This is a genomic window from Roseateles sp. P5_E4, assembly GCF_054049255.1.
Genome location: NZ_JBFUMS010000003.1, coordinates 21,831 through 47,422 on the forward strand (window position 1 = coordinate 21,831; position 25,592 = coordinate 47,422).

General features: G+C 68.9%; 22 protein-coding genes. 8 read left to right on the forward strand and 14 right to left on the reverse strand.

Going from position 1 to position 25,592, the window contains the following annotated elements:
• The 3 genes from ACXJLH_RS07170 to ACXJLH_RS07180 form a co-directional block, all read right to left on the reverse strand.
• Entirely contained in the window at window positions 1-189 is a 189-nt protein-coding gene (locus ACXJLH_RS07170) for a hypothetical protein (RefSeq protein WP_056197841.1), read from the reverse strand.
• Window positions 190-281: 92 nt separating this feature from the next.
• Complete coding sequence (locus ACXJLH_RS07175; RefSeq protein ID WP_457443187.1) at window positions 282-824, reverse strand: 2'-5' RNA ligase family protein; 543 nt, start codon at window positions 822-824, stop codon at window positions 282-284.
• Between the two features lie 4 nt (window positions 825-828).
• The gene (locus tag ACXJLH_RS07180) at window positions 829-1,044 is read right to left on the reverse strand and encodes a hypothetical protein (RefSeq protein ID WP_457321476.1); all 216 of its coding nucleotides are present in this window, start codon (window positions 1,042-1,044) and stop codon (window positions 829-831) included.
• A gap of 103 nt (window positions 1,045-1,147) precedes the next feature.
• Between ACXJLH_RS07180 and ACXJLH_RS07185 the strand changes: the two genes are divergently transcribed.
• From ACXJLH_RS07185 to ACXJLH_RS07215, 7 genes are all read left to right on the forward strand, one after another.
• Entirely contained in the window at window positions 1,148-1,360 is a 213-nt protein-coding gene (locus ACXJLH_RS07185; protein ID WP_457349882.1) for a hypothetical protein, read from the forward strand.
• A gap of 17 nt (window positions 1,361-1,377) precedes the next feature.
• Entirely contained in the window at window positions 1,378-4,800 is a 3,423-nt protein-coding gene (locus tag ACXJLH_RS07190; protein WP_457443189.1) for an ATP-binding protein, read from the forward strand.
• A gap of 69 nt (window positions 4,801-4,869) precedes the next feature.
• Window positions 4,870-5,910 carry a hypothetical protein gene (locus tag ACXJLH_RS07195; RefSeq protein ID WP_457443191.1) on the forward strand — a complete coding sequence of 347 codons (1,041 nt, stop codon included), beginning with the start codon at window positions 4,870-4,872 and terminating at the stop codon, window positions 5,908-5,910.
• A gap of 168 nt (window positions 5,911-6,078) precedes the next feature.
• On the forward strand, window positions 6,079-8,055 hold the full coding sequence (locus ACXJLH_RS07200) for a trypsin-like peptidase domain-containing protein (protein WP_457443193.1): 1,977 nt from the start codon (window positions 6,079-6,081) through the stop codon (window positions 8,053-8,055).
• Window positions 8,056-8,261: 206 nt separating this feature from the next.
• Complete coding sequence (gene nirK, locus ACXJLH_RS07205; RefSeq protein ID WP_056197860.1) at window positions 8,262-9,695, forward strand: copper-containing nitrite reductase; 1,434 nt, start codon at window positions 8,262-8,264, stop codon at window positions 9,693-9,695.
• Window positions 9,695-10,423, forward strand: a complete 729-nt coding sequence (locus ACXJLH_RS07210) for a formylglycine-generating enzyme family protein (protein ID WP_457443195.1) — start codon at window positions 9,695-9,697, stop codon at window positions 10,421-10,423. The genes nirK and ACXJLH_RS07210 overlap by 1 nt, the downstream gene beginning before the upstream one ends.
• Window positions 10,420-10,983, forward strand: a complete 564-nt coding sequence (locus tag ACXJLH_RS07215) for an SCO family protein (protein WP_457443197.1) — start codon at window positions 10,420-10,422, stop codon at window positions 10,981-10,983. The genes ACXJLH_RS07210 and ACXJLH_RS07215 overlap by 4 nt, the downstream gene beginning before the upstream one ends.
• Window positions 10,984-10,985: 2 nt before the next feature.
• Here the strand turns inward: ACXJLH_RS07215 and ACXJLH_RS07220 are convergent, their stop codons facing one another.
• From ACXJLH_RS07220 to moaA, 4 genes are all read right to left on the reverse strand, one after another.
• Window positions 10,986-11,429, reverse strand: a complete 444-nt coding sequence (locus ACXJLH_RS07220) for a hypothetical protein (protein ID WP_457443199.1) — start codon at window positions 11,427-11,429, stop codon at window positions 10,986-10,988.
• Between the two features lie 36 nt (window positions 11,430-11,465).
• Window positions 11,466-12,908, reverse strand: a complete 1,443-nt coding sequence (locus tag ACXJLH_RS07225; protein ID WP_457349870.1) for a hypothetical protein — start codon at window positions 12,906-12,908, stop codon at window positions 11,466-11,468.
• A gap of 101 nt (window positions 12,909-13,009) precedes the next feature.
• On the reverse strand, window positions 13,010-14,215 hold the full coding sequence (locus ACXJLH_RS07230; protein ID WP_457443201.1) for an NAD(P)H-dependent flavin oxidoreductase: 1,206 nt from the start codon (window positions 14,213-14,215) through the stop codon (window positions 13,010-13,012).
• An 87-nt stretch (window positions 14,216-14,302) separates the two neighbouring features.
• The gene (gene moaA / locus ACXJLH_RS07235) at window positions 14,303-15,403 is read right to left on the reverse strand and encodes a GTP 3',8-cyclase MoaA (protein WP_457321496.1); all 1,101 of its coding nucleotides are present in this window, start codon (window positions 15,401-15,403) and stop codon (window positions 14,303-14,305) included.
• 142 nt (window positions 15,404-15,545) lie between these two features.
• On the opposite strand from moaA, the gene ACXJLH_RS07240 reads away from it, so the two are divergent.
• On the forward strand, window positions 15,546-15,938 hold the full coding sequence (locus ACXJLH_RS07240; protein WP_057297030.1) for a hypothetical protein: 393 nt from the start codon (window positions 15,546-15,548) through the stop codon (window positions 15,936-15,938).
• Between the two features lies 1 nt (window position 15,939).
• Here ACXJLH_RS07240 and ACXJLH_RS07245 read toward each other — a convergent pair whose 3' ends face one another.
• From ACXJLH_RS07245 to ACXJLH_RS07275, 7 genes are read right to left on the reverse strand one after another with little or no spacing between them, the layout of a single operon-like run.
• The gene (locus ACXJLH_RS07245) at window positions 15,940-16,629 is read right to left on the reverse strand and encodes a carbonic anhydrase (RefSeq protein ID WP_457443203.1); all 690 of its coding nucleotides are present in this window, start codon (window positions 16,627-16,629) and stop codon (window positions 15,940-15,942) included.
• On the reverse strand, window positions 16,629-17,378 hold the full coding sequence (locus tag ACXJLH_RS07250) for a peptidylprolyl isomerase (RefSeq protein ID WP_457443205.1): 750 nt from the start codon (window positions 17,376-17,378) through the stop codon (window positions 16,629-16,631). Before ACXJLH_RS07250 ends, ACXJLH_RS07245 begins: the two co-directional genes overlap by 1 nt.
• An 8-nt stretch (window positions 17,379-17,386) precedes the next feature.
• Entirely contained in the window at window positions 17,387-18,082 is a 696-nt protein-coding gene (narI, locus tag ACXJLH_RS07255) for a respiratory nitrate reductase subunit gamma (protein ID WP_056197877.1), read from the reverse strand.
• Complete coding sequence (gene narJ, locus ACXJLH_RS07260; protein WP_457443207.1) at window positions 18,079-18,771, reverse strand: nitrate reductase molybdenum cofactor assembly chaperone; 693 nt, start codon at window positions 18,769-18,771, stop codon at window positions 18,079-18,081. Before narJ ends, narI begins: the two co-directional genes overlap by 4 nt.
• A gap of 8 nt (window positions 18,772-18,779) precedes the next feature.
• Window positions 18,780-20,303: a nitrate reductase subunit beta gene (gene narH, locus ACXJLH_RS07265; RefSeq protein ID WP_457443209.1), complete on the reverse strand. Its 1,524-nt coding sequence runs from the start codon at window positions 20,301-20,303 to the stop codon at window positions 18,780-18,782.
• A 17-nt stretch (window positions 20,304-20,320) separates the two neighbouring features.
• Window positions 20,321-24,112, reverse strand: coding sequence for a nitrate reductase subunit alpha (locus ACXJLH_RS07270; protein ID WP_457443211.1), 3,792 nt, complete (start codon window positions 24,110-24,112; stop codon window positions 20,321-20,323).
• Window positions 24,113-24,123: 11 nt separating this feature from the next.
• Complete coding sequence (locus tag ACXJLH_RS07275; protein WP_457443213.1) at window positions 24,124-25,461, reverse strand: MFS transporter; 1,338 nt, start codon at window positions 25,459-25,461, stop codon at window positions 24,124-24,126.
• Between the last annotated feature and the right edge of the window lie 131 nt (window positions 25,462-25,592).

Consider the following 25,592-nt stretch of genomic DNA (forward strand, 5'->3'; position numbering starts at 1 on the left):
TCAGCGCTTGGCCGGCAGCTGGGGCTCCGGCAGATTGCCGCCCTCTGCTTCCCAGCGGCTGACATCTTCGCGATGCTGCTTACCGTCGTGGCGCACGCGGCGTTGGTGATGCTTCTGGCCCAGGTGCTGGACCAGCTTCATGGTCAGGGCCGAGGTGGCGAGGACGGCAAGAACGGGCTTGAGGATCATGGTGGCCTCCGCTGGCAGGGGTTGCTTGATCGTGGTCGATCCGCAACCACGCGCCCGTCGGCCGCCAGCTTCAAGGGCTGTAGGAGCAGACCTCAGCCCTGCAGCGGCCAACGTGCGATGACGTCATGCTGCGTCAGGCCCTGGGGGCTGGAAACGAGGACGAGCTCGCTCGCCGTCCAGCCCGCCAGGTCGACCTCCCAGGCATGCGCCGGGCGCTTGTCGTAGCGCAGCGTCAGATGGGGCTCATAGTCCTTCACTGCCGGCAGGCCATGGTCGACCAGTCGATCAGCCAGCGCGTCGCGCAGCTCGCGCACCGCCTCCAGGCTCTGGCCGCCGGTCAGGACGAAGGGGTGCTGGCGTGCGCCTTCGCGACCCCAGCTCGCAAAGCGCTCGAAGCCGACGTCGAAGGCCGGCCAGACAAGCTCGGCCGCCGCGCGCATCGCCTGCGCCACGAGCTGCGGGTCAGGCTCACCCTCGAAGCGGCCGAAGTAGTGCAGCGTGATGTGGAAGATGCGGCTCGGCCTGAACCGCGGCACGAGGCCGCGCGCCACATGTTCGGCGGCTGCGGCGCGCGCAATGCGCTCGGCCGCCTGTTCATCCGGCCGCAGCGCGAAGAAGAGCTTATGGCCGGCCACGGCCTCAATTGGTGGCAGCGGAGGCGGCCTCGGCCGCACGCTTGGCGGCTTCGTCGACGCTGCTCTGCACCTGCTCGCCAACGGCCTTTGGCATGGGCAGGGCGGCACTGGCCGCCGGTGAACCAGGCGGCGGCTTCAAGGCCGAGGCCTGCTTCTTGACCAGCGACAGCACGATGGCCGCGACGATGACGAGGGCGAGAAGGCTGAAGGCTGCGCGCATGAATTGCTCCGTGAAGGCGCGGCAGCTTAACGCTCCGGCCGCGAACCCTGAAGCCCACGCGCCACGCAACGCTGCCGCAACGCCTGGCCACCACAGTCGCCGCATGTCGATGGACGAGAACACCACCCGGCTGCGAGCACTCGCGGCGCCGCGCTGCGGTCTGCTCAGCTGGTGGGCACCGGGGCCGGGTGCGTTCAGCGCCCGCGTGGTGCTGGACGATGGCAGCCAGCGCGACTTCGACAGCCCCTTCGAGCTGGCGCGCTTCCTGAGCACCCCTATGTCGAATGCGCCGGCCACGTCGAGCGGCCTGCGCTGACCTCGCACAATCCGCGCATGCAAGAACCGTCGGCTGCCGAGCTGGAGTTGCGCGTGTTGGGGCCGGTGCGCCTTTGGCGCGGTGGCCATCCCGTGGCGTTGACGAATCGCAAGACGCAGGCGCTGCTGCTGGTGCTCGCGCTGGACGGCGGCGCCAGCCGCCCGCGTTTGTGCGCGCTGCTGTGGCCGGATCTGGACGAACCCAGCGCGCGCCGCAACCTGCGCCGCGAGCTGGCGCGGCTGCGCGAGGCGGGCGTGCCTGAATCCTTTCGGGCCGATGACGACCATCTGCACCCTGGCGACACGCTGCGTTGCGACCTGCTGCTGGCCGAAGCCATGCCCGAGCTGGCGCTTGCGGGCTGGCCGGGCGAGCTGGCGGACGGCCTGCAGCTGGACGACGCGCCGCAGTTCGCGCCGTGGCTGAGCGCCGCGCGCGAGCGGGCACTGCGACTGCGGCTGCGCGCGCTGGAGGCCGCGGCCGCAGCCGCCGAGGTGCGCGCCGACCTGCCCGCCACGCTGGGCTATGTGCAGACCCTGCTGAGCGAGGACGGCCTGCAGGAGCGGCATCACCGCCAGGCCATGCGCCTGCTGGCTGCCACTGGCCAGCGCGAGGCGGCATTGCGCCAGTTTGAGCGCTGCCAGGCCATGCTGGCGGCCGAGCTGGGGCTGGCGCCCATGCCCGAGACCGTGGCGCTGGCGCAGTCGCTGCGCGGCAGCGCGCCGGCTGCCCCGCCCTTGCCCATCCGCCCCCCGCAGGCCTGGCCGGAGCGCCTGCCCTTCGTCGGCCGGGCCACCGAGGTGGCGCGGCTGCAAGGCGCCTGGGCGCGCCGCACCGCAGTCGTCATCGTCGGCGAGGCTGGCGTCGGCAAGACCCGCCTGGCCACCGATTTCGCGGCCTCGCAGGGCGCCTATGCGCTGGTGCGCTGCCGCAGCGGCGACCATGACATCGCCTTCGGTGCCTGTGCCCGCGTGCTGCGCGTGCTGGCTGGCGAGCCGCCCGACCTGCGCGGGCTGGACGACTGGATCGTGGCCGAAGTGACCCGGCTGCTGCCCGAACTGGGCCCGGCACCGGCGCCGCTGCGCACGCAGGCCGAGCGGCTGCGCTTCGACGAGGCCTGCATCCAGGCCTGGCTGGCGCTGTCGCGCGGCGCCTTCGACGCCCTCGTGCTGGATGACTGGCAGCTGGCCGACCCCGCCAGCCGCACGCTGCTGGCCCGCGCCGCCGCACGCCGCCGCGAGGCCGGCTCGGAAGGCACCATCGAGCTGGTTTGCTGGCGCGGCGCCAGCGACGACCCCGAACTGCTGGGCTTCAGCGCGGCACTCGCGGCCGAGACGGTCGCGCTCGGTCCCTTGTCGGCGGAAGCGGTGTACGAGCTGGTGCGCCAATTGTCCGGCGCCGCCGACCCGGTGCGCTTTGCCGAGCGCCTGTGCAGCGCCACCGGCGGCCACCCCTACTTCATCTCGGAGACGCTGCGCGACCTGGCCGAGACTGCGGTGCTGGACGTCGACGAGCAAGGCCGCTGGCGCACCCCGTTCGACGCCGTGACGCAGGACTACCGCGAGCTGCCCATGCCCGCCAGCGTGCGCGAGGCCGTGCTCGCGCGGGTGCGCCGACTGGACGCGCAGACGGCACGCCTGCTCGAAGCGGCCGCGCTGGCCGGTGAGCCTTTCGGTGCCGCCTGGCTGGCCTCGGCCTGCGCGCTGTCGGAACTCGAGACGGTGCAGGCGCTGGAGCAGGCAGCACGCGCCCAGCTCGTGCGGGCCCATGCGGCCGGCGGCTATGCCTGGGCGCACGACCTGGCACGCCAGGCGCTGGACTCGGCCCTGGAGCCGGTGCGGCGGCGCCTGGTGCACCACCGCCTGGCGCTGGGGGCCGAAGCGCTGGGCGCAACCGCCGAGGCCGCGCGCCATTTCGAAGCCTGCGGCGAGCCCCGACGTGCCGTCGCCCACCGGCTGGCCGCTGGCGATGCCGCCCGCGCGCTGGCGGCACTGGGCGAAGCGGCGCGGCATTGGCAACACGGCTTGGCCGACGAGCCGACGCCGCCCCAGGCCGCCATGCTGCTGGCCCGTTTGCTGGAGGCTGAAAACGGCCTGGGCCGCCGCACCGAGGCCGAGGCCTGCCGGCAACGCCTGGAAGACCTGCGCGCAGGCACCGCACTGCCGCCCGATGTCGAGGTGGACGCGGGCCACGCTCTCGCCCGCTATCTCGTGCGCGGCGAGGGCGCCCAGGCCGCACTCGCCCTGCTCGACGCGCTGCCCCTGCCGACCGACGACAGCCAGCGGCTGCGCGGCCTGTCGCTGCGCATGGACGCGCTGCAACGGCACGGCCGAATCGACGAGGCTCGCATGCTGGGCGATGAGGCGCTGGCCCTCGTCCACCCCGCCCACCCCGAACGCGCGGAGCTGCTGGCATCGCTGGCCATGCTGGAGTTCTCCGCCGCGCATTTCGATGCGGCTGTCACGCGTGCCGACCAATTCGTCACCGCCAGCCGGCAGCGCGGCGACGGCATGCTGATCGCCCGCAGCCTGCAATTGCGCGGCGCCTTCCAGGCCGAGCGCGGCAACGTGGACGCCGCCGAGGCCGACCTGCGTGAGGCCGCCGCGCTGGCCGGGCGCTTCGGCAACCGGCCCACGCAGCTGTTCTCCCTGTACAACCTGGCGGTCACTTTCCTGCAGCAAACGCGCCCCGGCGACGCGCTGCCGGTGGCCCTGGAAGGCTGGGCCTTGTGCGCCGACCAGAAGGGCAGCGAGGCCAGGACGATGTTTCGCGCGCTGTTCATCGACGCCTATTTCATGCTCGGCGACTGGGGCCGCACCTGGGCCCACATCGAGCCGGCCATCGACGAGATCATCGCCATCGGTCAGCCGATGTCTATCGCCGGCATCGCCATGGCGGTGCTGGAGCCGATGGCGGTGCTGGGCCAGTGGCCACGCGCCGCGGCCCTGCTCGCGGCGCTGGACCACGATGCGCTGGCCCAGTCGCCGCAGGCTGGGCAGCCAGTCTGGCTGGCTTGCGCGGTGGGCGCGCTGCTGCGCGGTGAGGTGAATGAAGCGCGAAGCTGGTTGCGGCGCCTGGGGCCGCCCGACGAGCTCGAGAACCCACGTGTCCGGCAGCGGCTCGCGCTAGTGGACGCCCAACGCTGTTGCTGCGAAGGCGACCTCGCCGGCGCGCTGGCGCGGTTGCCCGACGACGACGCGCCGGGCATGAACGACGAACTGAGGCTGCGCATGCTGGCGGTGCGCTGCCGCGCCGGTGCCGACGCGTCACAGCTGGCTCTGGCCCGGGCGGTGCTCGATGACCCCCGCACCAACGCCACCGCCGCGCTGGAGCTGGCGCAGGCGCTGGGCGGCAAGGTGCTCGCAGCCCGGTTGGAACGCCTGGGCGCCAGCCTGGCCGACTGGCCCGAGATCCAGGCCAGCTTGCGCACCACCTGGCTCTGAACAGGCGCGCCGCAACGGCGCGGCAACGGCCGCGTTCTACCGTGGCGGCACCGCATCTCGGAGCACGCCATGAAACTGATCGCATTCCCGATGGCCGGCCTGCCGGCCGGCAGCGCCCAGACCGACAACGGCATCGACTGGACCGTGGCTGCGGTCGTGCCTGAACCGTGGCTGGTGGGCAGGCTGGCCCGGCGCCGGCTGACAACACGCAGAGCGCCGTTATTGATCAGATGCGCACGACTTGCCGCGGCGGCCTCATTGCTGACCCTGTCGCTTTCAGCGACGGCGGCCGGTGTCTTTGTGGAGGCGCTCCTGCTCACGCAAAGTGCCGACAACGTCATCACGACCGGCTCCTGCACACCCGGCAGCACCGCTTCTTTCGAGTGCGTGGGGTTCGGTCGGTTCATCGGGCTCGGCTCGCCAACGACAGACACCGGCACTGTGACCCATCTGCGTTCGGTATTCGACGCCGGCAACGTCTCGCAGGTGCCAAACTTCGTGATGAACGCCAGGGCACGCGCATTCGCATCCTTCGGCCAACTGCACGCATCCACCTTCGTCCAGATTCAAGGTGCGGGCGGCAACGACGTCTCCATCGGTGGACGCGCCACGGCGCAGTTGACGGATAGTGTGACTATCCGCTCGACCGTGCTGCCCGCCGGAACCCCCGTGTCGGTCAAGGTATTGATGGACGTGAGCGGGCAAGGCGGCGGGTGGCTCTCCTTCGGCATCAACCAGTTCAATCAAAAGGTGGACGTGTCGGGCGATTTCGGCGGCGACGCGTTGCAGGACTACGAAACGACCTTCTCCGCCAAAGTGGGTGAGAAGGTCAGCGTCACCTATGGGCTCGTGGCCTTTACGCGAATGTTTTCCAACGGCTGGGGGCCAGGCGATGTGCTCAATGGGCGCAACAACAGTGCCGACTACGGCAACTCCGCCTACCTCTACATGGGCGGCCTGGACCCCGCGCTGGGCATCACGCTGCAAAGCGACAGCGGCTTCACCTACGCCGTGCCTTCGGCGGTGCCCGAACCGGTTGCGGCATGGCTGCTGCTGATCGGGCTGCCTGTGCTGGCGTGGCGGGCTCGCAAGCTGAACCGTCGCGTTTGAAGGGCGTGGCGCGGGGTGCCGGGCCGACAGGCACAAGTCAGGCACCCGTCAGGCACTTCATCCTTCTTCACCCGCTCGATACCAGCCGGCAGCCTGCCCGCCGCAGCATCCCTCGGCGGCCCAGCCTTCTTCGGGCCGTCACCAGAAGGGAGGCGTATGCAAAAGTCATTGGCAGCGGCGGCTCGCATCGGCGGGGTTGTGGTTCTCGCTTTGCAGCTCTGCGTCGGCGCGTGCGCGGCGCCGCTGGAGGCCGACATCCAGCGCAAGGTGCGCGAGGCGACCTTTGAAGTCGTCCTGCCCAAGCCGGCCCAGGAGTCCGTCACCTACGACAAGCCCTGGCAGGAGCTGATTCCCTACCAGCTGCGCTCCGACAAGTACGTGTCGATAGGGACTGCCTTCGCCATCGGCCCGAACCAGTACGCCACGGCGATGCACGTGCTGATCGCAGCGTTCGGCGACTCGCGCGGCGAGCCGATGTTGCGCGACGCGGACGGCAAGCTCTATCCGATCGCGCAGATCACCAAGGGCTCTATCGACCAGGACTTCGCGGTGTTCACGCTGGCCAAGCAGCCGGATCGTTCCGCCTTCCTGGAACTGAATGACAAGCCGGAGCTCAACGAGACGGTCTACGCCGTCGGCAACGCACTCGGCGAGGGCGTCGTCATGCGGGAAGGGAACTACACGTCGGACACGCCGGAAGACGAGAGCGGGCGCTGGAAGTGGATGCGATTCTCCGCGCCGATATCGGGCGGCAACAGCGGCGGACCACTGATCGACGCCAAGGGCAGCGTGATCGGCCTCGTGCGCGCCATGCGCACCACCGAAAACACGCTGAACATTGCCGTTCCCGCCACGCTCGTGAAGACCGCGCCAGATCACCTGGTGAGCGTGGATTCGCGCGCCGTCGCCGGCTTCGCCGTCTTCGACAAGACGCGGTCGGGACGATTCAAGACGGACATCACTGCGCCAAAGAGCTTCGCCGAGCTGTCGGTGGCCTATATGAAGGCGGCGGACGAGTTCAATACGGCGCAGCTGCGCGGGCTGCTCGCCGACAACGCGAACGAGACTTTCCCCCGCGGCAGCGGCAGCGAACGGCTGCTTCACGGCCTCTACGAGCGCAGCGCGCCCGCCATCGTCGTGCAGAACGGCAACGGCAACTGGATCTTCACTCAGCCGAGCTACACGCGGCTCGATCTTGGCCGCGAGGGCTGGCAGGACTCGGCCAACTTCAAGGGATACCTCGTGTTCCACCGGCACAAGCCGAACAACGTCAATCAGGCGAAGTGGTATTCGGACGCCCAGATGGCCAGGGAGGTGGTGCTCAAGGCGTCCCCGGCCACGATCCACATCAATGCCGAGAATGCCAAGATCGTTTCAATGGGCGCTCCGACCGAGGACACCCTCTTCACCGACTCCTGGGGCCGGGTCTGGCAAGTGCGCGCCTGGCACATCACCACCTGGTTCGGCAGCGACTGGCTGGTCGAATTCGACCTGCCCGTGCCCGACGGTACGGTCGGTTTCGAGAGCAGGGTCTCCACGCTGGGGCGCGATTTCCAGATCGAGCGGATGAAGCTGCTGACCGGCTTCTTCGCGGCGTCCTACGAAGGAAAGCTCTCGCAATGGGACCGCTTCCTGTCACAGCGGCCCCTGCTGCCCAAGCCGCTGGCGGCATCGGTGCTGCATATCGACTTTGGCCGCAGCTTCGCCTTCGACGATCGCCGCTTGGCTTTCAGCTACGGGCCCGAGTTGCAGAAGATCGATCAGGACGGCCGCCTGCGGCTGGACTTCGCATTCACCCGTGACGCCGCGGATGCCCAGTTGGGCATCGCAGGCATCGTGGCCTACAACGCCGACGAGAAGACCGAGATCGACGTCTTCCGCCATGGGACACCCGCAGAGGTCGGGAGCGAGGCCGCGAAGACGGAATGGCGCAAACGGCTGCATCACGCCCACCCCTACGACGGCGTTGCGCTGACCGCGAACGACCGGCAAATGATCAGCACGATCTATGGCGTTGCGGATACCCAGCCGGCCCCGGACGTCCTCTACACCTTCCAGTACCGGGCCGAGACCGGCACGCCGCAGGACCGGATGAAGGCCAAGCTCGACCTGCTGATGCAACAGGCGAAGGTCAACGAGCGCTGATCGCGCGGCGGTACGCTCGCCCGACCGAACCGCGACAGCACGATGGCCGCGAGGATGACGAGGGCGAGAAGGCGGAGGGCCGCTCGCACGGCGGGATGTGGTTGAGTTGATGAGATGCACAGCCCCCTGCTGCCTCGCTTGATCCAGCGCAAGGCCGCACCTACCTGTGCTGCCTAGCATGGCCCGAACCACAACGGAGACCCGCCATGCTGCTGCGCCTGCTTTTGCTCGCCGCGATCACCACGTCCACGCTGGCTCAGGGCGCACCCGCTCTGCCAGTCGTACAGGCTCAGCTGACCAGCCCGCCCTTCGTGCCGCCACCGACCGGGCGCAAGTCGCCGGCCAAGGTGATCGTCGAGCTGGAGGTCGTCGAGAAAGACATGCCCATCTCGGAGGGCGTCAGCTACACCTTCTGGACCTTTGGCGGCACCGTGCCGGGCAGCTTCATCCGCGTGCGCCAGGGCGACACGGTGGAGTTCCACCTGAAGAACCACCCGAGCAGCAAGATGCCCCACAACATCGACCTGCACGGCGTCACCGGCCCCGGCGGCGGCGCGGCATCCAGCTTCACGGCGCCGGGCCACGAATCGCAGTTCACCTTCAAGGCCCTCAACGAAGGCATCTACGTCTACCACTGCGCCACCGCGCCGGTGGGCATGCACGTGGCCAACGGCATGTACGGCCTCATCCTCGTCGAGCCGCCCCAAGGCCTGCCCAAGGTGGACCATGAGTTCTACGTCATGCAGGGCGACTTCTACACGACCGGCAAATACCGCGAGAAGGGCCAGCAGCCCTTCGACATGGAAAAGGCCATCGCCGAGCAGCCGACCTATGTGCTGTTCAACGGCGCCGAGGGCGCGCTGACCGGTGACAAGGCGATCAAGGCCAAGGTGGGCGAGAGCGTGCGCCTGTTCGTCGGCAACGGCGGCCCCAACCTGGTGTCGAGCTTCCACGTCATCGGCGCCATCTTCGACAACGTGCGCTTCGAGGGCGGCACGCTGGCGCAGAAAAACGTGCAGACGACGCTGATCCCCGCCGGCGGCGCGGCCATCGTCGACTTCAAGGCCAAGGTGCCAGGCAGCTATGTGATGGTCGACCACTCCATCTTCCGCGCCTTCAACAAGGGCGCGCTGGCCATCCTGAAGATCGACGGTCCCGAGGACAAGAGCATCTATTCCGGCAAGGAGGTCGACTCGGTCTACCTGGGTGACCGCGCCGCTCCCAACCTCGGCGCCGTGACCACCGCCACCGCGGCCGCCGCGGGCGGCACCTTGACGGCCAAGGACCAGATCGCCGCCGGCCAGGCGCTGTTCGCCGGCACCTGCTCGGTCTGCCACCAGGCCAACGGCGCCGGGCTGCCGGGCGTGTTCCCGCCGCTGGCCAAGTCCGACTGGCTGGGGCAGGACGCCAAGCGCGCCGTCGGCGTCGTGCTGCACGGCCTGTCGGGCAAGGTCAAGGTCAACGGCAAGGACTACGACTCGGTCATGCCGCCGATGAACCAGCTCAACGACGACGAGGTCGCCAACATCCTGACCTATGTGCTGAACAGCTGGGGCAATGTGGGCGGCAGCGTCTCGGCCGACGAGGTCAAGAAGCAGCGTGCCGCCAAGCCCGCCACCACCAACCAGGCAGCGCACTGATGGCCCTGGCCAGCGCGTTGCTGGGCCTGGCCGGCGCGGCCTATGTGGCCCTGCCGGCCGGCACGCTCAACAGCGTGCTGGCGCGCGACACCGACCGCGAGCCGACGCGCGTCGCGGCCTTCCAGATGCGCGAGACGCCCGTCACGCGTAGCGAGTTCGGCCACTTCCTGTCCACCCACACCGAATGGCAGGCCAGCCGCGCGCCTGAGGCCTTCGCCGGTGCCGGCTATCTGCGCCATTGGGCCGAGGCCGGCGGTGATGACACCCCCGTCACCGAGGTCAGCTGGTTCGCCGCCCAGGCCTATTGCGAGTCCGAAGGCGGCCGGCTGCCGACCTGGTACGAATGGGAATACGCCGCCGCAGCCGACGCCACGCGCACCGACGCGCGCGGCGACCCGGCCTGGCTGGCGCGCATCCTGGGCTGGTATGCCCGCCCGGCCAACCGCCCGCTGCCAGCAGTAGGGGGCTCGGCGAACGTCTACGGCGTGCGCGACCTGCACGGCGTGGCCTGGGAATGGGTGGACGACTTCAACGCCCTGCTCGTCAACGCCGACAGCCGCAGCGCCAGTGATCCGGACCGGCTGAAGTTCTGTGGCGCCGGCGCCATCGACCTGCAGGACCGCCAGAACTACGCCGTGCTGATGCGCGTGGCGCTGCTCTCTTCTCTCAGCGCGGCCGACAGCACCGGCAGCCTGGGCTTTCGATGTGCTCGCGAGGTAAAGCCATGAAACGATTTCTGATCTGGGCCTGGCTGTTGCTGGCCGGCGCGGCCATGGCCGCCCTGCCCGGCGATTCGGTCTACCAGCTGGATGCCAGGCTGACCAACCAACAGGGCCAGGTGATCCGCCTGGATGGCGGACGCGGCCAGCCGGTGCTGGTCAGCATGTTCTACACATCCTGCCAGTTCGTCTGCCCGATGCTGATCGACGCGGCGCGCGACACCGAGGCGGCGCTGACCGACGCCGAGCGCAAGCGCGTGAAGGTGCTACTGATCAGCTTCGACCCGGCGCGCGACACGCCGGCCAAGCTGGAAGCCATGGCCAAGGAGCGTGGGCTGGACGCCTCGCAATGGACGCTGGCCCGCACCGACCCGGCCACGGTGCGCAAGATCGCCGCGCTGCTGAAGTTCCAGTACCGCGCCCTGCCCGACGGAGAGTTCAATCACAGCGCCGAGCTCATCCTGCTCGACGGCGAAGGCCGCATCACGGCGCGCACCTCCATGCTGGCCGGCGCGGATGCAAACATGGTCAACGCGATCCGCAAGCAGGTGGTGGCGCGCCAGCCCTGAACTCAGCGGCGGCGCATCGACAGCACGAAACGAACCAGCCGGCGCTGCGCGTCCGCAGTGACGCCAAAGGACAGCGTGCCCCACTCCCGCTCGTACACCAGATAGACCGGCACGCTGCCGGGGCGAAAGCGCGGCGACGGGATCTCGGTCTTGAAGTCGAGCCCGTAGTGCGTGCCGATGGCGGTCCCGTCGATGCCGCCATCCTCGCGCAGCGTTGCACTGAGGAAGACGGCGCCGTCGCCAATGTCGGCGTCGGGCATGCGCAGGTCGATCGCTTCATACGCCCCGCCCTTGCCTGCAGCCGGCGCCCAGGCCTCAATGGCGGCTGTGTCGGCATCCGGGTCCCGCACCAGGGTGACGCCGAGGAGGCTTGAGACCTTGGCGGGATCCAGCGCTGGCTCGGCCACCAACTGGTCAATCATTGCGAAGAGGGTCAGGTCGCTCATGGGCTGGCGCTCCGAAAGGGGTGCGGGCTTCAAAGATCAGGGGAAGAGGGTCACGCCGCTCAAGTCAGCGTAGTCGAGCTGCTTGGCCGGCTCGGACGCATGGGCACTGTTCCAGGTGTCGATATGGCCGCGGCCATAGTAGGTCTTGTAGTCTTCATGGGTCGTGCTGGTGATGAGGTCGCCAAACTCCTTGGCCATCTCCTGGCGCGCCGTGGCCTCGTCGATGTCGCCTTTTTCCAGCTTGTCGTAGATGGCCATGAACTTGCCGGAGGCGTCGGCCGGCACCTCGCTCACCACGCCCTCGGCCGCATGCTCCTTGGCGGCCCGGCAGGCCACGAGCTGGGCTTCGCCTTCGTCGATGAAGTCCACCTCGGTGGCCTTGCGCACATATTCCAGCCCGTCCGCCACGCTGTTCAGCGTGGGCTTGGGCGGCGGCGTGAACAGCGCGTGGCCGGTCTCGTGCGCCAGCCCACCCAGGGCCTCGTCGAGCGGGTCGCTGGGGTCGATGGCGATGGTCTTGTTGACCTTGTCGCAGTAGCTACCCCCGCCCGGCTCGTTGAGCTTGATGACCCATTTGTCCTGCTGCAGCTTGACGATATTGGTCTTGAGCGTGGGCGACTGGGCCAGCTTCTCGTTGATCCCCTTGAGCCCCTTCTTGATGGTCTTGCTGCCCTTGGGAACTTTCTCCAGCGGCGTTTCGGCGAGCTGGTTGGTCTTGTCGACCACGGTCTGGGCCAACTTCTTCAGCTCGCTGTCCGACATCGGCTTGTCGGTCTTGCCGAGCTGGTTCTTCAGCGCCTGGTCGAGGATGCGCTTTTGCTCGTCGTTGAGCTTGGCCGAGCCCTTGAGCTGCTTCAGCTCGGTGCCCGTCGAGCCGAACTTTGCGGTGCCGCTGTCGACATTGGCCTTGCGCGCTACCGCCCTGGCGCAGTCGGCCACGGCAGTCTTGAATTCCGGCAAGGCCTTGATGGCGTCGACATAGGCCGTGATGGTCTTGGGGTCGGCGGGCAGCTTGGCCTTGGCCTGGGTGACCGCATCGAATGCGGCCGTCAATCCGCTCGGTGCCGTGGCCGGCAGGGCCTTGAGCGCCTTGTCGATCTCCGCCTTGGTGTCGTCGTATTTCTTTTTCAGCTGCTGCATGGCCTTGGTCTCGGCCTTGAGGTAGTCAGCCACCTTACTGCCCAGCACGTCCAGGGCCTTGGCAGCCCGGACATAGTCCTGCAGGTTCTTGGGGTCAGCCACCAGTCCATTGCGGGCGCTCTGCACGGCGGCATGCGCTGATTCCACGCCGGGCGGTGCCGCACCGGGCACCTTGGCCAGATCGCCCTGCTCGAGCTTGAGCTTGGCGGCGTCGTACTTGCCCTTGGCCGTGACCACCGGGTCGCCCTTCGTGGGCTTCGCATCGACCGACTCCAGCACCTCGCGCACGGCGGTCCGGGCGCCTCCTCGCTTGGGCAACTGGTCGGGCGGCGTGGACATGGGGAGCGCTCCTTCGGGGCGTCAAGGCCGCAGGGCCTCCGGCGGGATGGGGCGCGAGGATAGGAGCTCCCCGTAACAACGGTCAAGCCAGGACGCCGGCATCACGCAGGAGTTCCAACGGCGATGCCGGGCGTCAGCAGGCGCTCCAGCAACTGCCGCACGCTGGTGATCTGGCTGCCGAAGGGCAGCCCGCCACGGCCGCGGAAGAACAGACCCTTGTTGACCTCGCCCCGCAATGCCGACCCCAGGCGCTGGTCAATGCAGAACTGGCCCCAGCCCTTGAGGCCGTCGCGCAGGCCGCACTGGCTCAAGCAGTCGAAGGCCATCGTGCAGCGCTGCTTGAGCTGGGCCACGGCCTGCAGCCTTTCCTCGGCCTTCAGGTATTTGCGAAGCCACGGCGTCATCACCGCGCGGGCGGGCAGGCCGGCCACGCTGGTGAACTCGACCAGGTCCTCGTCACGCGCTTCCACCAGCACCTGCTTGAAGTTGGGGTGGGCGTCGCACTCCTCGGTGGCGACGAAGGCCGTGCCGAGCTGGGCCGCGTCGGCGCCCAGGGACTGCAGGCGCTGGATGTCCTCGCAGCAGCGCACGCCGCCGGCGGCGATCAGCGGCACCTGGCCCTCCACGCCAGCGTCGCGGATCAGCTGGCGCACCGCAGGCAGCACGGTCTCGAAGTCGAAGCGCGCGTCGCCCAGGTCGGCCACGCGCGCCGCGCCCAGGTGGCCGGCGGCATGGCCCGGGTGCTCGATGATGATGGCGCTGGGGATGCGCTGGCGCCGCTCCCATTTGCGCCACAGCAGCGCCACGCCGCGCGCGTCGCTGAGGATGGGCACGAGGGCCGTGTTGGGGTGGTCCTGGGCCAGCTCGGGCAGGTCCAGCGGCAGGCCGGCACCCACCACCAGCGCGTCCACGCCCTCCTGCAGCGCGGTGCGCACCGAGGCCGCGTAGTCGCTCACCGCGCGCATCACGTTGACGGCCAGCACGCCGCGGCCGCCGGCAATCTCGCGGGCCTGGCGGATCTCGCGCGCCAGCGCCTCCTGGTTGGCCTGCTGGATGACGGTCTTCTTGTTCTCGTCGCTATCGCGCATGCCTTCGCTGCGGGCCATCAGGTCGGGGTGGTGGCGGCGCAGGTCCACCGAGGCGATGGTGCCCCAGGCGCCCTGGGCGGCGACGCTGCCGGCCAGCCGGTGGGCCGAGATGCCCACACCCATGCCGCCCTGCACGATGGGCAGCAACTGTCGGCCGCGGATCAGCAGGGGTTTCAGGCTGGCCATGGCCATGCGGTCGAGAAGCGAAGGAGTGGTCATGGCGTGGGCGGATGAAAGGCGGAAGGGGCGATGCTGGGCGCAAGCGCCCCGCACCACTTTGATCTGGTGCAAGGTCAGGTGGATTCGTCAACCGCCCAGCACATGCATGTCCGCACGCTCGGGCTGTAGCAGGCGCAGCTTGTCGCGCTGCTCGGAGTAGGCGTCGCCGCGCTGCGCCCAGATGCCGGCCAGGTGCTCCCGCAGCTCCGTCTCGCCGCCCTGGGAAGCGCGCAGCAGCGGGCGCAGATCGTGGCCCTGGGGTGCGAACAGGCAGGTGAAGAGGCGGCCGTCCGCCGTCAGCCGGGCGCGCGTGCAGTCGCCGCAGAAGGCATGGCTGACGCTGCTGATGAAGCCGATCTCGCCCGCGCCGTCGGCGTAGCGCCAGCGCTGCGCCGTCTCGCCGCCACGGGTGGCGGGCAGCGGCAGCAGCGGCCAGCGCGCGGCGATGCGCGCACGCAGTTCGTCGCTGGGCAGCACCTCGTCCATCTTCCAGCCGTTGTGGCAACCGGCGTCCATGAACTCGATGAAGCGCAGCACCATCCCTGCGCCAAAGTTCTCGCGGAAGTGCTCGGCCAGCGGCAGCGCTTCGCCGTCGTTGACGCTACGGCGCATCACCATGTTGACCTTGATGCGCTCGAAGCCCGCGCGCTGCGCCGCCTCCAGCCCGCGCAGCACCTCGGTCACGGGGAAGCCGACGTCGTTCATGCGCTGGAAGACGGTGTCATCCAGCGCATCGAGGCTCACTGTGAGGCGGTTCAGGCCGGCGTCGCGCAGCGCAGCGGCCTGGCCGGCCAGCAGGCTGCCGTTGGTCGTCAGTGCCAGGTCGGGCGGCGTGCCATCCAGCGTGCGCAGCTCGGCCAACTGGCGGACAAGACCGGTCAGGTCGCGGCGCAGCAGCGGCTCGCCGCCGGTCAGGCGCAGCGTGCGCACGCCCAGGGCCAGGGCCTGGCAGGCGACTTGGGCGATCTCCTCGAAGTTCAGCAGCTGCGACTGCGGCAGGAAGCGGTGGCCGGGGCCGAAGCGGCTGCGCGGCATGCAGTAGCTGCAGCGGAAATTGCAGCGGTCGGTCAGCGAGATGCGCAGGTCGCGCCAGGGACGCTGGCGGCGGTCGCGCAGCGTGCCGTCCAGCGGTGCCAGCGAGGCGATCACACGGGGCATCCAAAGCAAAGGGGCTGTCCTTGCGTCCATGCCGGCATTCTGGGCAGCGGCCCCGGCCCGGCCCATCCGGCCGTGGCAGGACGAGGGCACCGGCGACCTACTCCTTTCGGGCGATGGCCGCCTCGTCCGCCCGCCGCGCACGCCGCGGCGGCAGCGCGTTACGGTGTCGACCATGAACATCGAGCATTTCAACGACCTGCTGGCCATGGCTCGTGCCCAGCCCGAGCCGCAACGGCTGCTGATGGTTTTCACCACGGCCGAGTGCGAACCCGACGCGACGCCCGAGCAGCGGGCCGCCCATGCCGCCGGCGAGGGCGGCGTGCTGCGCCCGCTGATGTGCGTGGACAAGGACCCGGCCGAGCTGCAGGACTTTGCGACCCTGGCCGCCGAGGCGCGCCACGCCGGGCCGGCCTGGCAACTGATGTTCACCGCTGCCCTGGCCGGCCGCACGACCACCAGCGAGATCCAGCGCATGCTGGAGCTGTTGACCAAGCGCGTGGAGACCGGTGAGTTCGGCGGGCTGCTGCCGTTCAATCCTGCTGGCGATGTGGTCCTGATCGACTGATCTAAGCCAGCGGCACGCCGCTGGCGTCCAGCCCGTCTTCCTCGCTGCTCAGCAAATAGGGCCCTGTGCCGGCGTTGTCGGCGCGCGAGGCCGGCACGAAGGCGCCGACGGCCACGTCGAAGACGTGCACCTCACCGTCCTCGATGACGTAGTGCCAGCCGTGCAGCGTCAGCGACCGCGCCTCGACGCGCTCGCGCACCATCGGGTAGTCCATCAGCCGCTCCAGCTGCAGCACGATGGCGCGCTGCTCGGTGCGGCGCATCACCTCGGGGCCGGGCTCGGCCACCGGCAGCGCGGCCTCGCGGCCCAGGTCCAGCCAGCGGGCGAGGTTCTGCGCGGCCGGCGCCACCTCGCCGTACAGCGCCCGGATGGCGCCGCAATGGCTGTGTCCGCAGACGATGATGCGGTGCACCTGCAGGTTCAGCACCGCGTACTCGATGGCCGCCGCCGTGCCGTGGAAGCCCTGACTCTGGTCGTACGGCGGTACGAAGGCGCCGACGTTGCGCACCAGAAAAAGCTCGCCCGGGCCGGCGCCGGTCAGCAGATAGGGCACGAGGCGCGAATCCGAGCAGCCGATGAAGAGTGTCAGCGGATGCTGGCCGTCGTCGACGAGATGCCGGAACAGCGAGCGCTGCTGCGGGAAGGCATCGGTCTGGAAGCGGCGCAGGCGTTCGAGCAGCTCGTCGGGCATCACTGCACCAATGGTGAACTCGCTTGCTGAAGCTCGACACCTTCCAGTCGCGCGTCCGCGGCCAGTGTCTGCAGGTACTGGCGCAGCGCGCTGATCTGATGCAGCTGGCGCATGCGCTGGGCCACGGCCTCGCGCACCTGCTCGAAGGCCGGCAGCCGCCCCGGCTCGCGTGCGTCGATGGCGGCGATGTGCAGTCCGAAGCGGCTGTGCAGCAGCTGCGGCAACACGCCGATCTCGCTGCGGCCGAACAGCTCCTTGGCGAACTCGGGCGCGCAGTCGTTCGCCGTCAGCCAGCCCAGCCGCCCGCCCTCGGCGCCACTCGGGCAGTTGGACAGCATCTTCGCCGCTTCGTCAAAAGCGGCCACGTCGCTGGCGCGCAGCTGGATCAGATGCCCTTCCGCGCGCTGGCGCAGCAGGCCCACGTCCACGCCTGGCGTGACGGCGAACAGGATGTGCCGCACCTGCACGCGCTCGCCCTGGGCGTAGTGGCGCGCGTTGGCCTCGTAGTGGCGCCGGCAGGCCGTCTCGTCCGGCTCGGGGCCGGCCAGTTCCTGCGCGATCAGCGCCTCGATGGCCTGGCTGGCTGCCTCGCTGACCGCACCCTCGCGCGGCGCGGGGTCGTCGGTGGCGAGCAGGCCCAGCGCGATGGCGCGCTGGCGCAGCAGCTCGGTGCAGGCGCGCTGGCGCAGCGCGGCCTCGTCCAGCGCCTCTTCGACGGCGGCGATCTCGATGTGGTTCACATGAGCCATGGTGGACCTCACTTCGGCAGGTTCAGGCGGCGCGAACGCACGACCTGGTAGGGGCGGAAGACGTAGAACACCGACGCCAGCCCGCTCCACACATGCACGAGGCGGCTGAACGGGAACAGCAGGAAGATCGTCATGCCCAGCACCATGTGGACCTTGTAGGGCCAGGCCAGGGCCACGAGGCCGCTCGCGTCGGGGTTGAAGGTGACGATGCGCTGCGCCCAGTCGCTCAGCACCAGCATGACCGTGCCGTCGGCGTGCGCCAGCGAGAACGGCAGCGTGATGAGGCCCAGGCTCAGCTGCACCCACAGGATCCACAGGATGGCGAGGTCCGTGCGATGGCTGGTGAGGCGGATGCGCGGGTCGGTCATGCGGCGCCAGATCAGCATCGACAGGCCGATGAAGCAGAACGTGCCCGCCACGCCGCCGGCCACGATGGCCAGCATCTGCTTAGTTGCAGGGCTGATGAAGTGCTCGTAGACGGCATGAGGCGTCAGCATGCCTACCGTGTGGCCAACGAACAGAAACAGGATGCCAGCGTGGAAGAGGTTGCTGCCCCATTTCATGCCGCGGCTGCGCAGCAGCTGCGAGCTGTCGCTCTTCCAGGTGTATTGGTCGCGGTCGAAGCGCGCCAGGCTGCCCATCAAGAAGACGGCCAGGCAGATGTAGGGGTAGACGACGAACAGGAAGTTGTGGACGGCGTTCATGCCTGGGCTCCCGGTTGATGCGCACTGGGCTTGCGCACGATGTGGATGGGCTGCGGCTGCTCGGGCCGCGACTGGCCGGCCGAAGAGCAGCCACCGAAGGCTTCGGGCTCGGCCCAGTCTTCGTCGAGCTCGGGCTCGGGCGGAATCTCGACGCGCTCGGCGCGCTCGCCAGCCAGCTCCAGCGTGGCGGCCAGCACGCTGGCATAGGGGCTCTGGCGGCGTTTCAGCGCACTGAAGATCGCCCGCGTGATGTGGGCGATCTCGGTGAGGAAGTCGCGGGCCTCGCGCGCCGGCTGCGTGCTGGCGTACTCCAGCACCACGGCCAGGTGGTCGGGCAGCTCGCCGGGCGCGAGGTACAGGCCCGCGCGCTCGTAGGTCTGCTGCAGGTCGACCATGGCCGGGCCGCGCTCGCGCGAGTCGCCGTGGATGTGCTCGAACAGGTGCAGGGCCGTGCCGCGGCCGCGGTCGAAGAGGTCGACGAAGTCGGCTTCCACGGCGAAGGGGTCGTCGCGATGAAGATGCTGCAGCAGCGCGCACAGCTCGTCGATGCGAGCCGCCGGCAGCGCGGCCTCGGCGCGCAGGGCCTGCTGCAGCTCGGGCACGGCGGCGCGCAAAGCCGCATCCGGGTAGCGCAGCAGCGCGGCGAGCACGCGCAGGCTGTAGGGGGCGTGGGTGGGTTTGGTGAACATGGCGGCCCTCAGATCGTTGCCTTGATGGGGATGGTTCGCTTCTTCTCCGAGCCGAAGAGGCTCGTTTCCGTCACGCCCTCGGAGCAGCCGTTGCCGAAGCTGAAGCCGCAGCCGCCGCGCACGTTGAAGGCGTTCTCGGCGTACTCGCGGTGCGTCGTCGGGATGACGAAGCGGTCCTCGTAGTTGGCGATGGCCATCACGCGGTACATGTCCTGCACCTGGGCTTCGGAGAGGCCGGCCTGATCGAGCACGGCCAGGTTCTTCACGCCGTCCACGTGCACGCCGCGCTGGTAGGCGCGCATGGCCAGCATGCGCTCCAGCGCGCCGACGACGGGCACGGTGTCGCCCGCGGTCAGCAGGTTGGCGAGGTACTGCACGGGGATGCGCAACTGCTTCACGTCGGGCAGCTCGCCCACCTCGCCCAGCTGGCCGGCGTTGGCCGCCGCGCTGATGGGCGACAGCGGCGGCACGTACCAGACCATGGGCAGCGTGCGGTACTCGGGGTGCAGCGGCAGCGCCACCTTCCAGTCCACGGCCATCTTGTAGACCGGGCTGTTGCGCGCCGCTTCCAGCCAGTTCTCCGGGATGCCGTCAGCCCGCGCCTGCTTGATGACGGCGGGGTCGAAGGGGTCCAGGAAGAGGTCGAGCTGGGCCTGGTAGAGGTCCTTGTCGTTGGGCGTGGCGGCGGCCTCAAGAATGCGGTCGGCGTCGTACAGCAGCACGCCGAGATACCGGATGCGGCCAACGCAGGTCTCGGAGCAGACCGTGGGCTGGCCCGCTTCGATGCGCGGGTAGCAGAAGATGCACTTCTCGGCCTTGCCGCTCTTCCAGTTGTAGTAGATCTTCTTGTAGGGGCAGCCCGACACGCACATGCGCCAGCCGCGGCACTTGTCCTGGTCGATCAGCACGATGCCGTCTTCCTCGCGCTTGTAGATCGAGCCCGACGGGCAGCTCGCCACGCACGCCGGGTTCAGGCAGTGCTCGCACAGCCGCGGCAGGTACATCATGAAGGTGTTCTCGAACTGGCCGTAGATGTCCTTCTGGATGTCGTCGAAGTTCTTGTCCTTGCTGCGTTTGCTGAATTCGCCGCCGAGGATCTCCTCCCAGTTCGGGCCCCACTCGATCTTCTCCATGCGTTGGCCGGTGATGAGGCTGCGCGGGCGGGCCGTGGGCGCATGCTTCATCTCGGGGGCCGACTGCAGGTGGTCGTAGTCGAAGGTGAAGGGTTCGTAGTAGTCGTCGATCTCCGGCAGGTTGGGGTTGGCGAAGATCTTCATCAGCAGCTTCCACTTGCCCCCCTGACGTGGCTCCAGCTTGCCGTCGGCCTTGCGGATCCAGCCGCCGTTCCACTTGTCCTGGTTCTCCCATTCCTTGGGATAGCCGATGCCGGGCTTGGTCTCCACGTTGTTGAACCAGGCGTACTCGACGCCGGGGCGGCTGGTCCAGACGTTCTTGCAGGTCACCGAGCAGGTGTGGCAGCCGATGCACTTGTCCAGGTTCAGGACCATGCCGATCTGTGCGCGAATCTTCATTGCGTGCTCCTCGCGTTTCAGGGGTTTTCGCCTTGGGCCTGGTAGGCCTCGGCGAGGTGGTCGTCACGCGGGGTGTCGAGCCAGTCCACCTTGTTCATCTTGCGCACCACGACGAACTCGTCGCGGTTGGTGCCGATGGTTCCGTAGTAGTTGAAGCCGTAGCTGTACTGGGCGTAGCCACCGATCATGTGGGTGGGCTTGGTGACGATGCGCGTCACCGAGTTGTGGATGCCCCCACGCACGCCGGTGATCTCGCTGCCGGGCGTGTTGATGATCTTTTCCTGCGCGTGGTACATCAGCGTCATGCCGGGGTTCACGCGCTGGCTCACCACCGCACGGGCCGCGATGGCGCCGTTGATGTTGAACAGCTCCACCCAGTCGTTGTCTTCGATGCCGGCGCTCTTGGCGTCGTCCTCGCTGAGCCAGATGACGGGACCGCCGCGGTTGAGCGTCAGCATCAGCAGGTTGTCGCTGTAGGTGCTGTGGATGCCCCACTTCTGGTGCGGCGTGATGAAGTTCAGCACGATCTCGCGGTTGCCGTTGGGCTTGATGTTCTGGATGCCGGCCGTCGTCTTCAGGTCCACCGGCGGGCGGTAGCTGCTGAAGCCCTCGCCGAAGGCGCGCATCCAGGCGTGGTCCTGGTAGAACTGCTGGCGGCCGGTCAGCGTGCGCCATGGAATCAGTTCATGCACGTTGGTGTAGCCGGCGTTGTAGGAGACCTTCTCGCTCTCCAGCCCGCTCCAGGTCGGTGAGCTGATGATCTTGCGCGGCTGCGCCTGGATGTCGCGGTAGCGGATCTTCTCGTCCTCGCGGTGCAGGGCCAGGTGCACGTGCTCGCGGCCGGTGGCCCGGCCCTGGGCTTCCCAGGCCTTCACGGCGACATGGCCGTTGGTCTCGGGCGCGAGTTGCAGGATGACCTCGCAGGCGTCGATGTCGCTGACGATGCGGGCGCGGCCTTCGGCGTTCACGCCGTTGAGCTCGGCGAGCTGGGCCACCTCCGTCTTGGTGTCCCAGCCGATGCCCTTGCCGCCGTTGCCCAGCTTCTCCATCAGCGGGCCCAGCGCCGTGAAGCGCTCAAACGTGGCCGGGTAGTCGCGCTCGACGACGGCGATGGTGGGCGCCGTCTTGCCGGGGATGAGGTCGCACTCGCCCTTCTTCCAGTCCTTCACGCCGAAGGGCTGGGCGAGTTCGGCCGGCGTGTCGTGCATCAGCGGCGACAGGACGACTTCCTTCTCCACGCCCAGGTGGCTGATGCAGACCTTGCTGAAGGCTTTGGCGAAACCCTTGTAGATCTCCCAGTCACTGCGCGACTGCCAGACCGGGTCCACGGCCGCGGACAGCGGGTGGATGAAGGGGTGCATGTCGCTGGTGTTGAGGTCGTTCTTCTCGTACCAGCTGGCGGTGGGCAGCACGATGTCGCTGTACAGGCAGGTCGTGCTCATGCGGAAGTCCAGCGTCACGAGCAGGTCCAGCTTGCCCTGCGGCGCTTGGGCATGCCAGCGCACTTCGTTGGGCTTGGCGTCGTCCACGCCGAGGTCCTTGCCCTGCACGCCGTTCTCGGTGCCGAGCAGGTGCTTGCAGAAATACTCGTGGCCCTTGCCGCTGGAGCCCAGCAGGTTGGAGCGCCAGACGAACATGTTGCGCGGCCAGTTCTGCGGCGCGTCGGGGTCTTCGCAGCTCATCTGCAGCGAGCCGTCGCGCAGGCCGCGCACGACGTAGTCCTTGGGCTCCATGCCGGCGGCAGCGGCATCCTTCACCACCTGCATCGGGTTGGTCTTGAGCTGCGGCGCGCTGGGCAGCCAGCCCATGCGCTCGGCGCGCACATTGCAGTCGATCAGGCTGCCGGCGAACTCGGCACGCTCGGCCTCGGTCGCCAGTGGTGACAGCACCTCGTCCACGTTCAGCTTCTCGTAGCGCCACTGGTCGGTGTGGGCGTAGAAGAAGCTGGTGCTGTTCATCTGGCGCGGCGGCCGGATCCAGTCCAGCGCGAAGGCCAGCGCCGTCCAGCCGGTCTGCGGACGCAGCTTCTCCTGGCCGACGTAGTGCGCCCAGCCGCCACCGCTCTGGCCGATGCAGCCGCACATCATCAAGAGGTTGATGACACCGCGGTAGTTCATGTCGCAGTGGTACCAGTGGTTCATCGCGGCGCCGATGATGATCATCGACTTGCCCTTGGTCTTGTGCGCGTTCTCGGCGAACTCGCGCCCCACGCGGATGACCTGCGCGCGCGGCACCCCGGTGATGGCTTCCTGCCAGGCGGGCGTGTAGGGGGCGTTGTCGTCGTAGCTCCTGGCACCCGAGCCGAAGCCGCGGTCGATGCCGTACTGCGCGGCCTGCAGGTCGAAGACGGTGGCGACAAGCACCTCGCCGTCCTGCGTCTTCAGCGTGGTGGCCGGCACGCGGGCGCAGTGGCTGACGCCGTCCTGCTGCGGGTTGGGCGTGAAGTGCTCGCTGGCGCTGCCGGCGAAATAGGGGAAGGCGACATCGACGAGCTCGTGCGCCTGCGCGCCGTCTTCCACGAGGGAGAGCTTGAGCTTGACGTCACCGCCGCCCTCGGCCTCCCTGGCCTCCAGGTTCCACTTGCCGGTGTCGTCGCGGCCCTCGGCACCCCAACGGAAACCGATGGAGCCATGGGGCAGCACCAGGCGGCCGGTGGCGTCATAGGCCAGCGTCTTCCACTCGGGGTTGTTGCTCTGGCCCATCTGGCCGGCCAGGTCGCTGGCGCGCAGGTAGCGCCCGGGCACGCGGGTCTTGCGGCCGTCGGGCAGGGTCTGCTCCTCCAGCAGCACGAGCAGCGGCAGGTCGGTGTAGCGGCGCGCGTAGTCGTCGAAGTAGGGGCTGCGCTCCTTGAAATAGAACTCGTTGAGCGCGACGTGGCCCATGGCCATGGCCAGTGCCGCGTCGGTTCCCTGCTTGGGGTGCAGCCACAGGTCGGCCAGCTTGGCGACCTCGGAGTAGTCGGGCGTCACCGCCACCGTCTTGGCGCCCTTGTAGCGCACCTCGGTGAAGAAGTGGGCGTCCGGCGTGCGCGTCTGCGGCACGTTGCTGCCCCAGGCAATGATGTAGTTGCTGTTGTACCAATCGGCCGATTCGGGCACGTCGGTCTGCTCGCCCCAGACCTGCGGGCTGGCCGGCGGCAGGTCGCAGTACCAGTCGTAGAAGCTCATGCAGACGCCGCCGATCAGGCTCAGGTAGCGGCTGCCGGCCGCATAGCTCACCATGCTCATCGCCGGGATGGGCGAGAAGCCGATGACGCGGTCCGGGCCGTGCTCCTTGATCGTGTAGACGTTGGCCGCAGCGATCAGCTCGTTGACCTCGTCCCAGGTGGAGCGCACGAAGCCGCCCATGCCGCGCAGCTGCTGGTAGTCACGCCGGGCGCTCTCGTCGCTCTGGATCAGCGCCCAGGCATCGACCGGGCTCTTCGAGACCGCCAGCGCCTCGCGCCAGCGCTTGAGCAGGCGGCCGCGCACCATCGGGTACTTCACGCGGTTGGCGCTGTAGAGATACCAGCTGTAGCTCGCGCCCCGCGCGCAGCCGCGCGGCTCGTGGTTGGGCAGCTCGGGGCGGGTGCGCGGGTAGTCGGTCTGCTGGGTCTCCCAGGTGACGATGCCGCCCTTGACGTAGATCTTCCATGAGCAGGAGCCGGTGCAGTTCACGCCGTGCGTGCTGCGCACGATCTTGTCGTGCGCCCAGCGGTTGCGGTAGGCGTCCTCCCAGGTGCGGTCCTCGCCGGTGCTCACGCCGTGGCCACCGGCGAAGACCTCCTTGGGCAGCTGGAAGGCGGTCAGTCGATCCAGGAAATGGGACATTGATTTCTCCGTTAGCAGGACAGGGGGGCGTGGCGACGGCCGTAGAACCACCAGCAGATGGCCATGCAGCTCAGGTAGAACGCCAGGAAGCAATAGAGCGCGGCCTCGGGGCCGCCGGCCAGCGTGATCGCGCTGCCAAAACTCTTGGGAATGAAGAAGCCGCCGTAGGCACCGACGGCTGAGCACAGGCCGAGTGCCGCGGCGCCCTGGGCCTGCGCTTCGGGCAAGGTACGTCGACTTTGCTGCGCCTCGCGCACGAAGCCCAGCGGCACCATGCGGAAGGTGCTGCCGTTGGCGATACCGGCGGCGACGAAGAGCAGCACGAAGCTGGCGGCGAACAGCCACGCGCTCCCGCCGCCGCCCAGGCTGGCCAGCACGCCGACGACGCCCAGCGCCAGGCCGCCGAAGCAGGCCAGGCTGACGCGCGCGCCGCCGAAGTCGTCGGCCACCCAGCCGCCCAGCGGCCGCGCCAGCGCGCCCAGCAACGGACCCAGCCACACCAGGTGCTGCGCGCCCTCGAAGCCGGGGAACTGGCTGCGCAACAGCAGCGGGCCGGCCGCCGCGAAGCCGATGAAGCTGCCGAAGCTGCCCAGGTAGAGCCAGCTCATCAGCCAGCTGTGGCGGTGCGTGAAGAGCTGGGCCTGCTCGGCCATGCCAACACCGGCCGAGGGCAGGTCGTCCATGCCGAACCAGGCCGCCATGCTGGCGAGCGCGATCAGCGGCAACCACACCAGGCCGGCATTGGCCAGCCACAGGCCGCCCGATTGAGCTGACAGGCCGAACAGGTCCAGCGCAATGACCACCGGCACGGCCCATTGCACGAGGCCCACGCCGAGGTGGGCACAACCGGCGCCCAGGCCCAGCGCCCTGCCCTGCTCGCGCGCCGGGAAGCAGGCGCTGATGTGGGCCATGCCGCTGGCGAAGTTGGCGCCGCCCAGGCCGCACAGCAGGGCCAACACCACCATCCATTCATAGGGCGTGGCGGGGTCCTGCACCGCCAGCGCGATGCCAGCGGCCGGCAGCAGCAAGCTGGCCGTGGACAGGGCCGTCCAGCGCCGCCCGCCGACCCAGGACACGGCAAAGCCGTAGAAGATGCGCAGCGTGGCGCCGCACAGCGCCGGCAACGCGCTCAGCCAGAACAGCTGGTTGGTGCTGTAACGGAAACCAGCCGCCGGCAGGTGCACGACGAGCACCGACCACAGCATCCACACCGCGAACGACAGCGCCAACGCGGGAATGGCGACCCAGAGGTTGCGCAGCGCCACCGCCCGGCCATGGCCGGTCCAGAAATCCGGGTCTTCCGGATTCCAGCGCAGTGGAAGTGAGAGGGTCTTTGGCACGATGGTCATGCTCCGCGGCGGGGGCCCATCTGCCCATCCACCGCAGGTCGGGTAGGACCGGCGCGGAAGGAGGAGGCGGGCAAGTGAAGGCATCGTTCTTTCGGACGAGGCGCGCGCGCCAGGCCTGAGAAGCAAGAAGG

Excerpts from the sequence above, each read along its gene's own strand:
- ACXJLH_RS07245 (WP_457443203.1), bottom strand. The coding sequence starts at position 16,629 with ATGCCCGACGAGCTGCTCGAACGCCTGCGCCGCTTCCAGACCGATGCC.
- ACXJLH_RS07180 (WP_457321476.1), bottom strand. The coding sequence starts at position 1,044 with ATGCGCGCAGCCTTCAGCCTTCTCGCCCTCGTCATCGTCGCGGCCATC.
- ACXJLH_RS07215 (WP_457443197.1), top strand. The coding sequence starts at position 10,420 with ATGAAACGATTTCTGATCTGGGCCTGGCTGTTGCTGGCCGGCGCGGCC.
- ACXJLH_RS07220 (WP_457443199.1), bottom strand. The coding sequence starts at position 11,429 with ATGAGCGACCTGACCCTCTTCGCAATGATTGACCAGTTGGTGGCCGAG.
- ACXJLH_RS07190 (WP_457443189.1), top strand. The coding sequence starts at position 1,378 with ATGCAAGAACCGTCGGCTGCCGAGCTGGAGTTGCGCGTGTTGGGGCCG.
- narJ (WP_457443207.1), bottom strand. The coding sequence starts at position 18,771 with ATGTTCACCAAACCCACCCACGCCCCCTACAGCCTGCGCGTGCTCGCC.
- narH (WP_457443209.1), bottom strand. The coding sequence starts at position 20,303 with ATGAAGATTCGCGCACAGATCGGCATGGTCCTGAACCTGGACAAGTGC.
- moaA (WP_457321496.1), bottom strand. The coding sequence starts at position 15,403 with ATGGACGCAAGGACAGCCCCTTTGCTTTGGATGCCCCGTGTGATCGCC.
- ACXJLH_RS07185 (WP_457349882.1), top strand. The coding sequence starts at position 1,148 with ATGTCGATGGACGAGAACACCACCCGGCTGCGAGCACTCGCGGCGCCG.
- ACXJLH_RS07250 (WP_457443205.1), bottom strand. The coding sequence starts at position 17,378 with ATGGCTCATGTGAACCACATCGAGATCGCCGCCGTCGAAGAGGCGCTG.
- ACXJLH_RS07230 (WP_457443201.1), bottom strand. The coding sequence starts at position 14,215 with ATGACCACTCCTTCGCTTCTCGACCGCATGGCCATGGCCAGCCTGAAA.
- ACXJLH_RS07225 (WP_457349870.1), bottom strand. The coding sequence starts at position 12,908 with ATGTCCACGCCGCCCGACCAGTTGCCCAAGCGAGGAGGCGCCCGGACC.
- nirK (WP_056197860.1), top strand. The coding sequence starts at position 8,262 with ATGCTGCTGCGCCTGCTTTTGCTCGCCGCGATCACCACGTCCACGCTG.
- ACXJLH_RS07270 (WP_457443211.1), bottom strand. The coding sequence starts at position 24,112 with ATGTCCCATTTCCTGGATCGACTGACCGCCTTCCAGCTGCCCAAGGAG.
- ACXJLH_RS07275 (WP_457443213.1), bottom strand. The coding sequence starts at position 25,461 with ATGACCATCGTGCCAAAGACCCTCTCACTTCCACTGCGCTGGAATCCG.
- ACXJLH_RS07210 (WP_457443195.1), top strand. The coding sequence starts at position 9,695 with ATGGCCCTGGCCAGCGCGTTGCTGGGCCTGGCCGGCGCGGCCTATGTG.
- ACXJLH_RS07195 (WP_457443191.1), top strand. The coding sequence starts at position 4,870 with ATGAAACTGATCGCATTCCCGATGGCCGGCCTGCCGGCCGGCAGCGCC.
- ACXJLH_RS07170 (WP_056197841.1), bottom strand. The coding sequence starts at position 189 with ATGATCCTCAAGCCCGTTCTTGCCGTCCTCGCCACCTCGGCCCTGACC.
- ACXJLH_RS07240 (WP_057297030.1), top strand. The coding sequence starts at position 15,546 with ATGAACATCGAGCATTTCAACGACCTGCTGGCCATGGCTCGTGCCCAG.
- narI (WP_056197877.1), bottom strand. The coding sequence starts at position 18,082 with ATGAACGCCGTCCACAACTTCCTGTTCGTCGTCTACCCCTACATCTGC.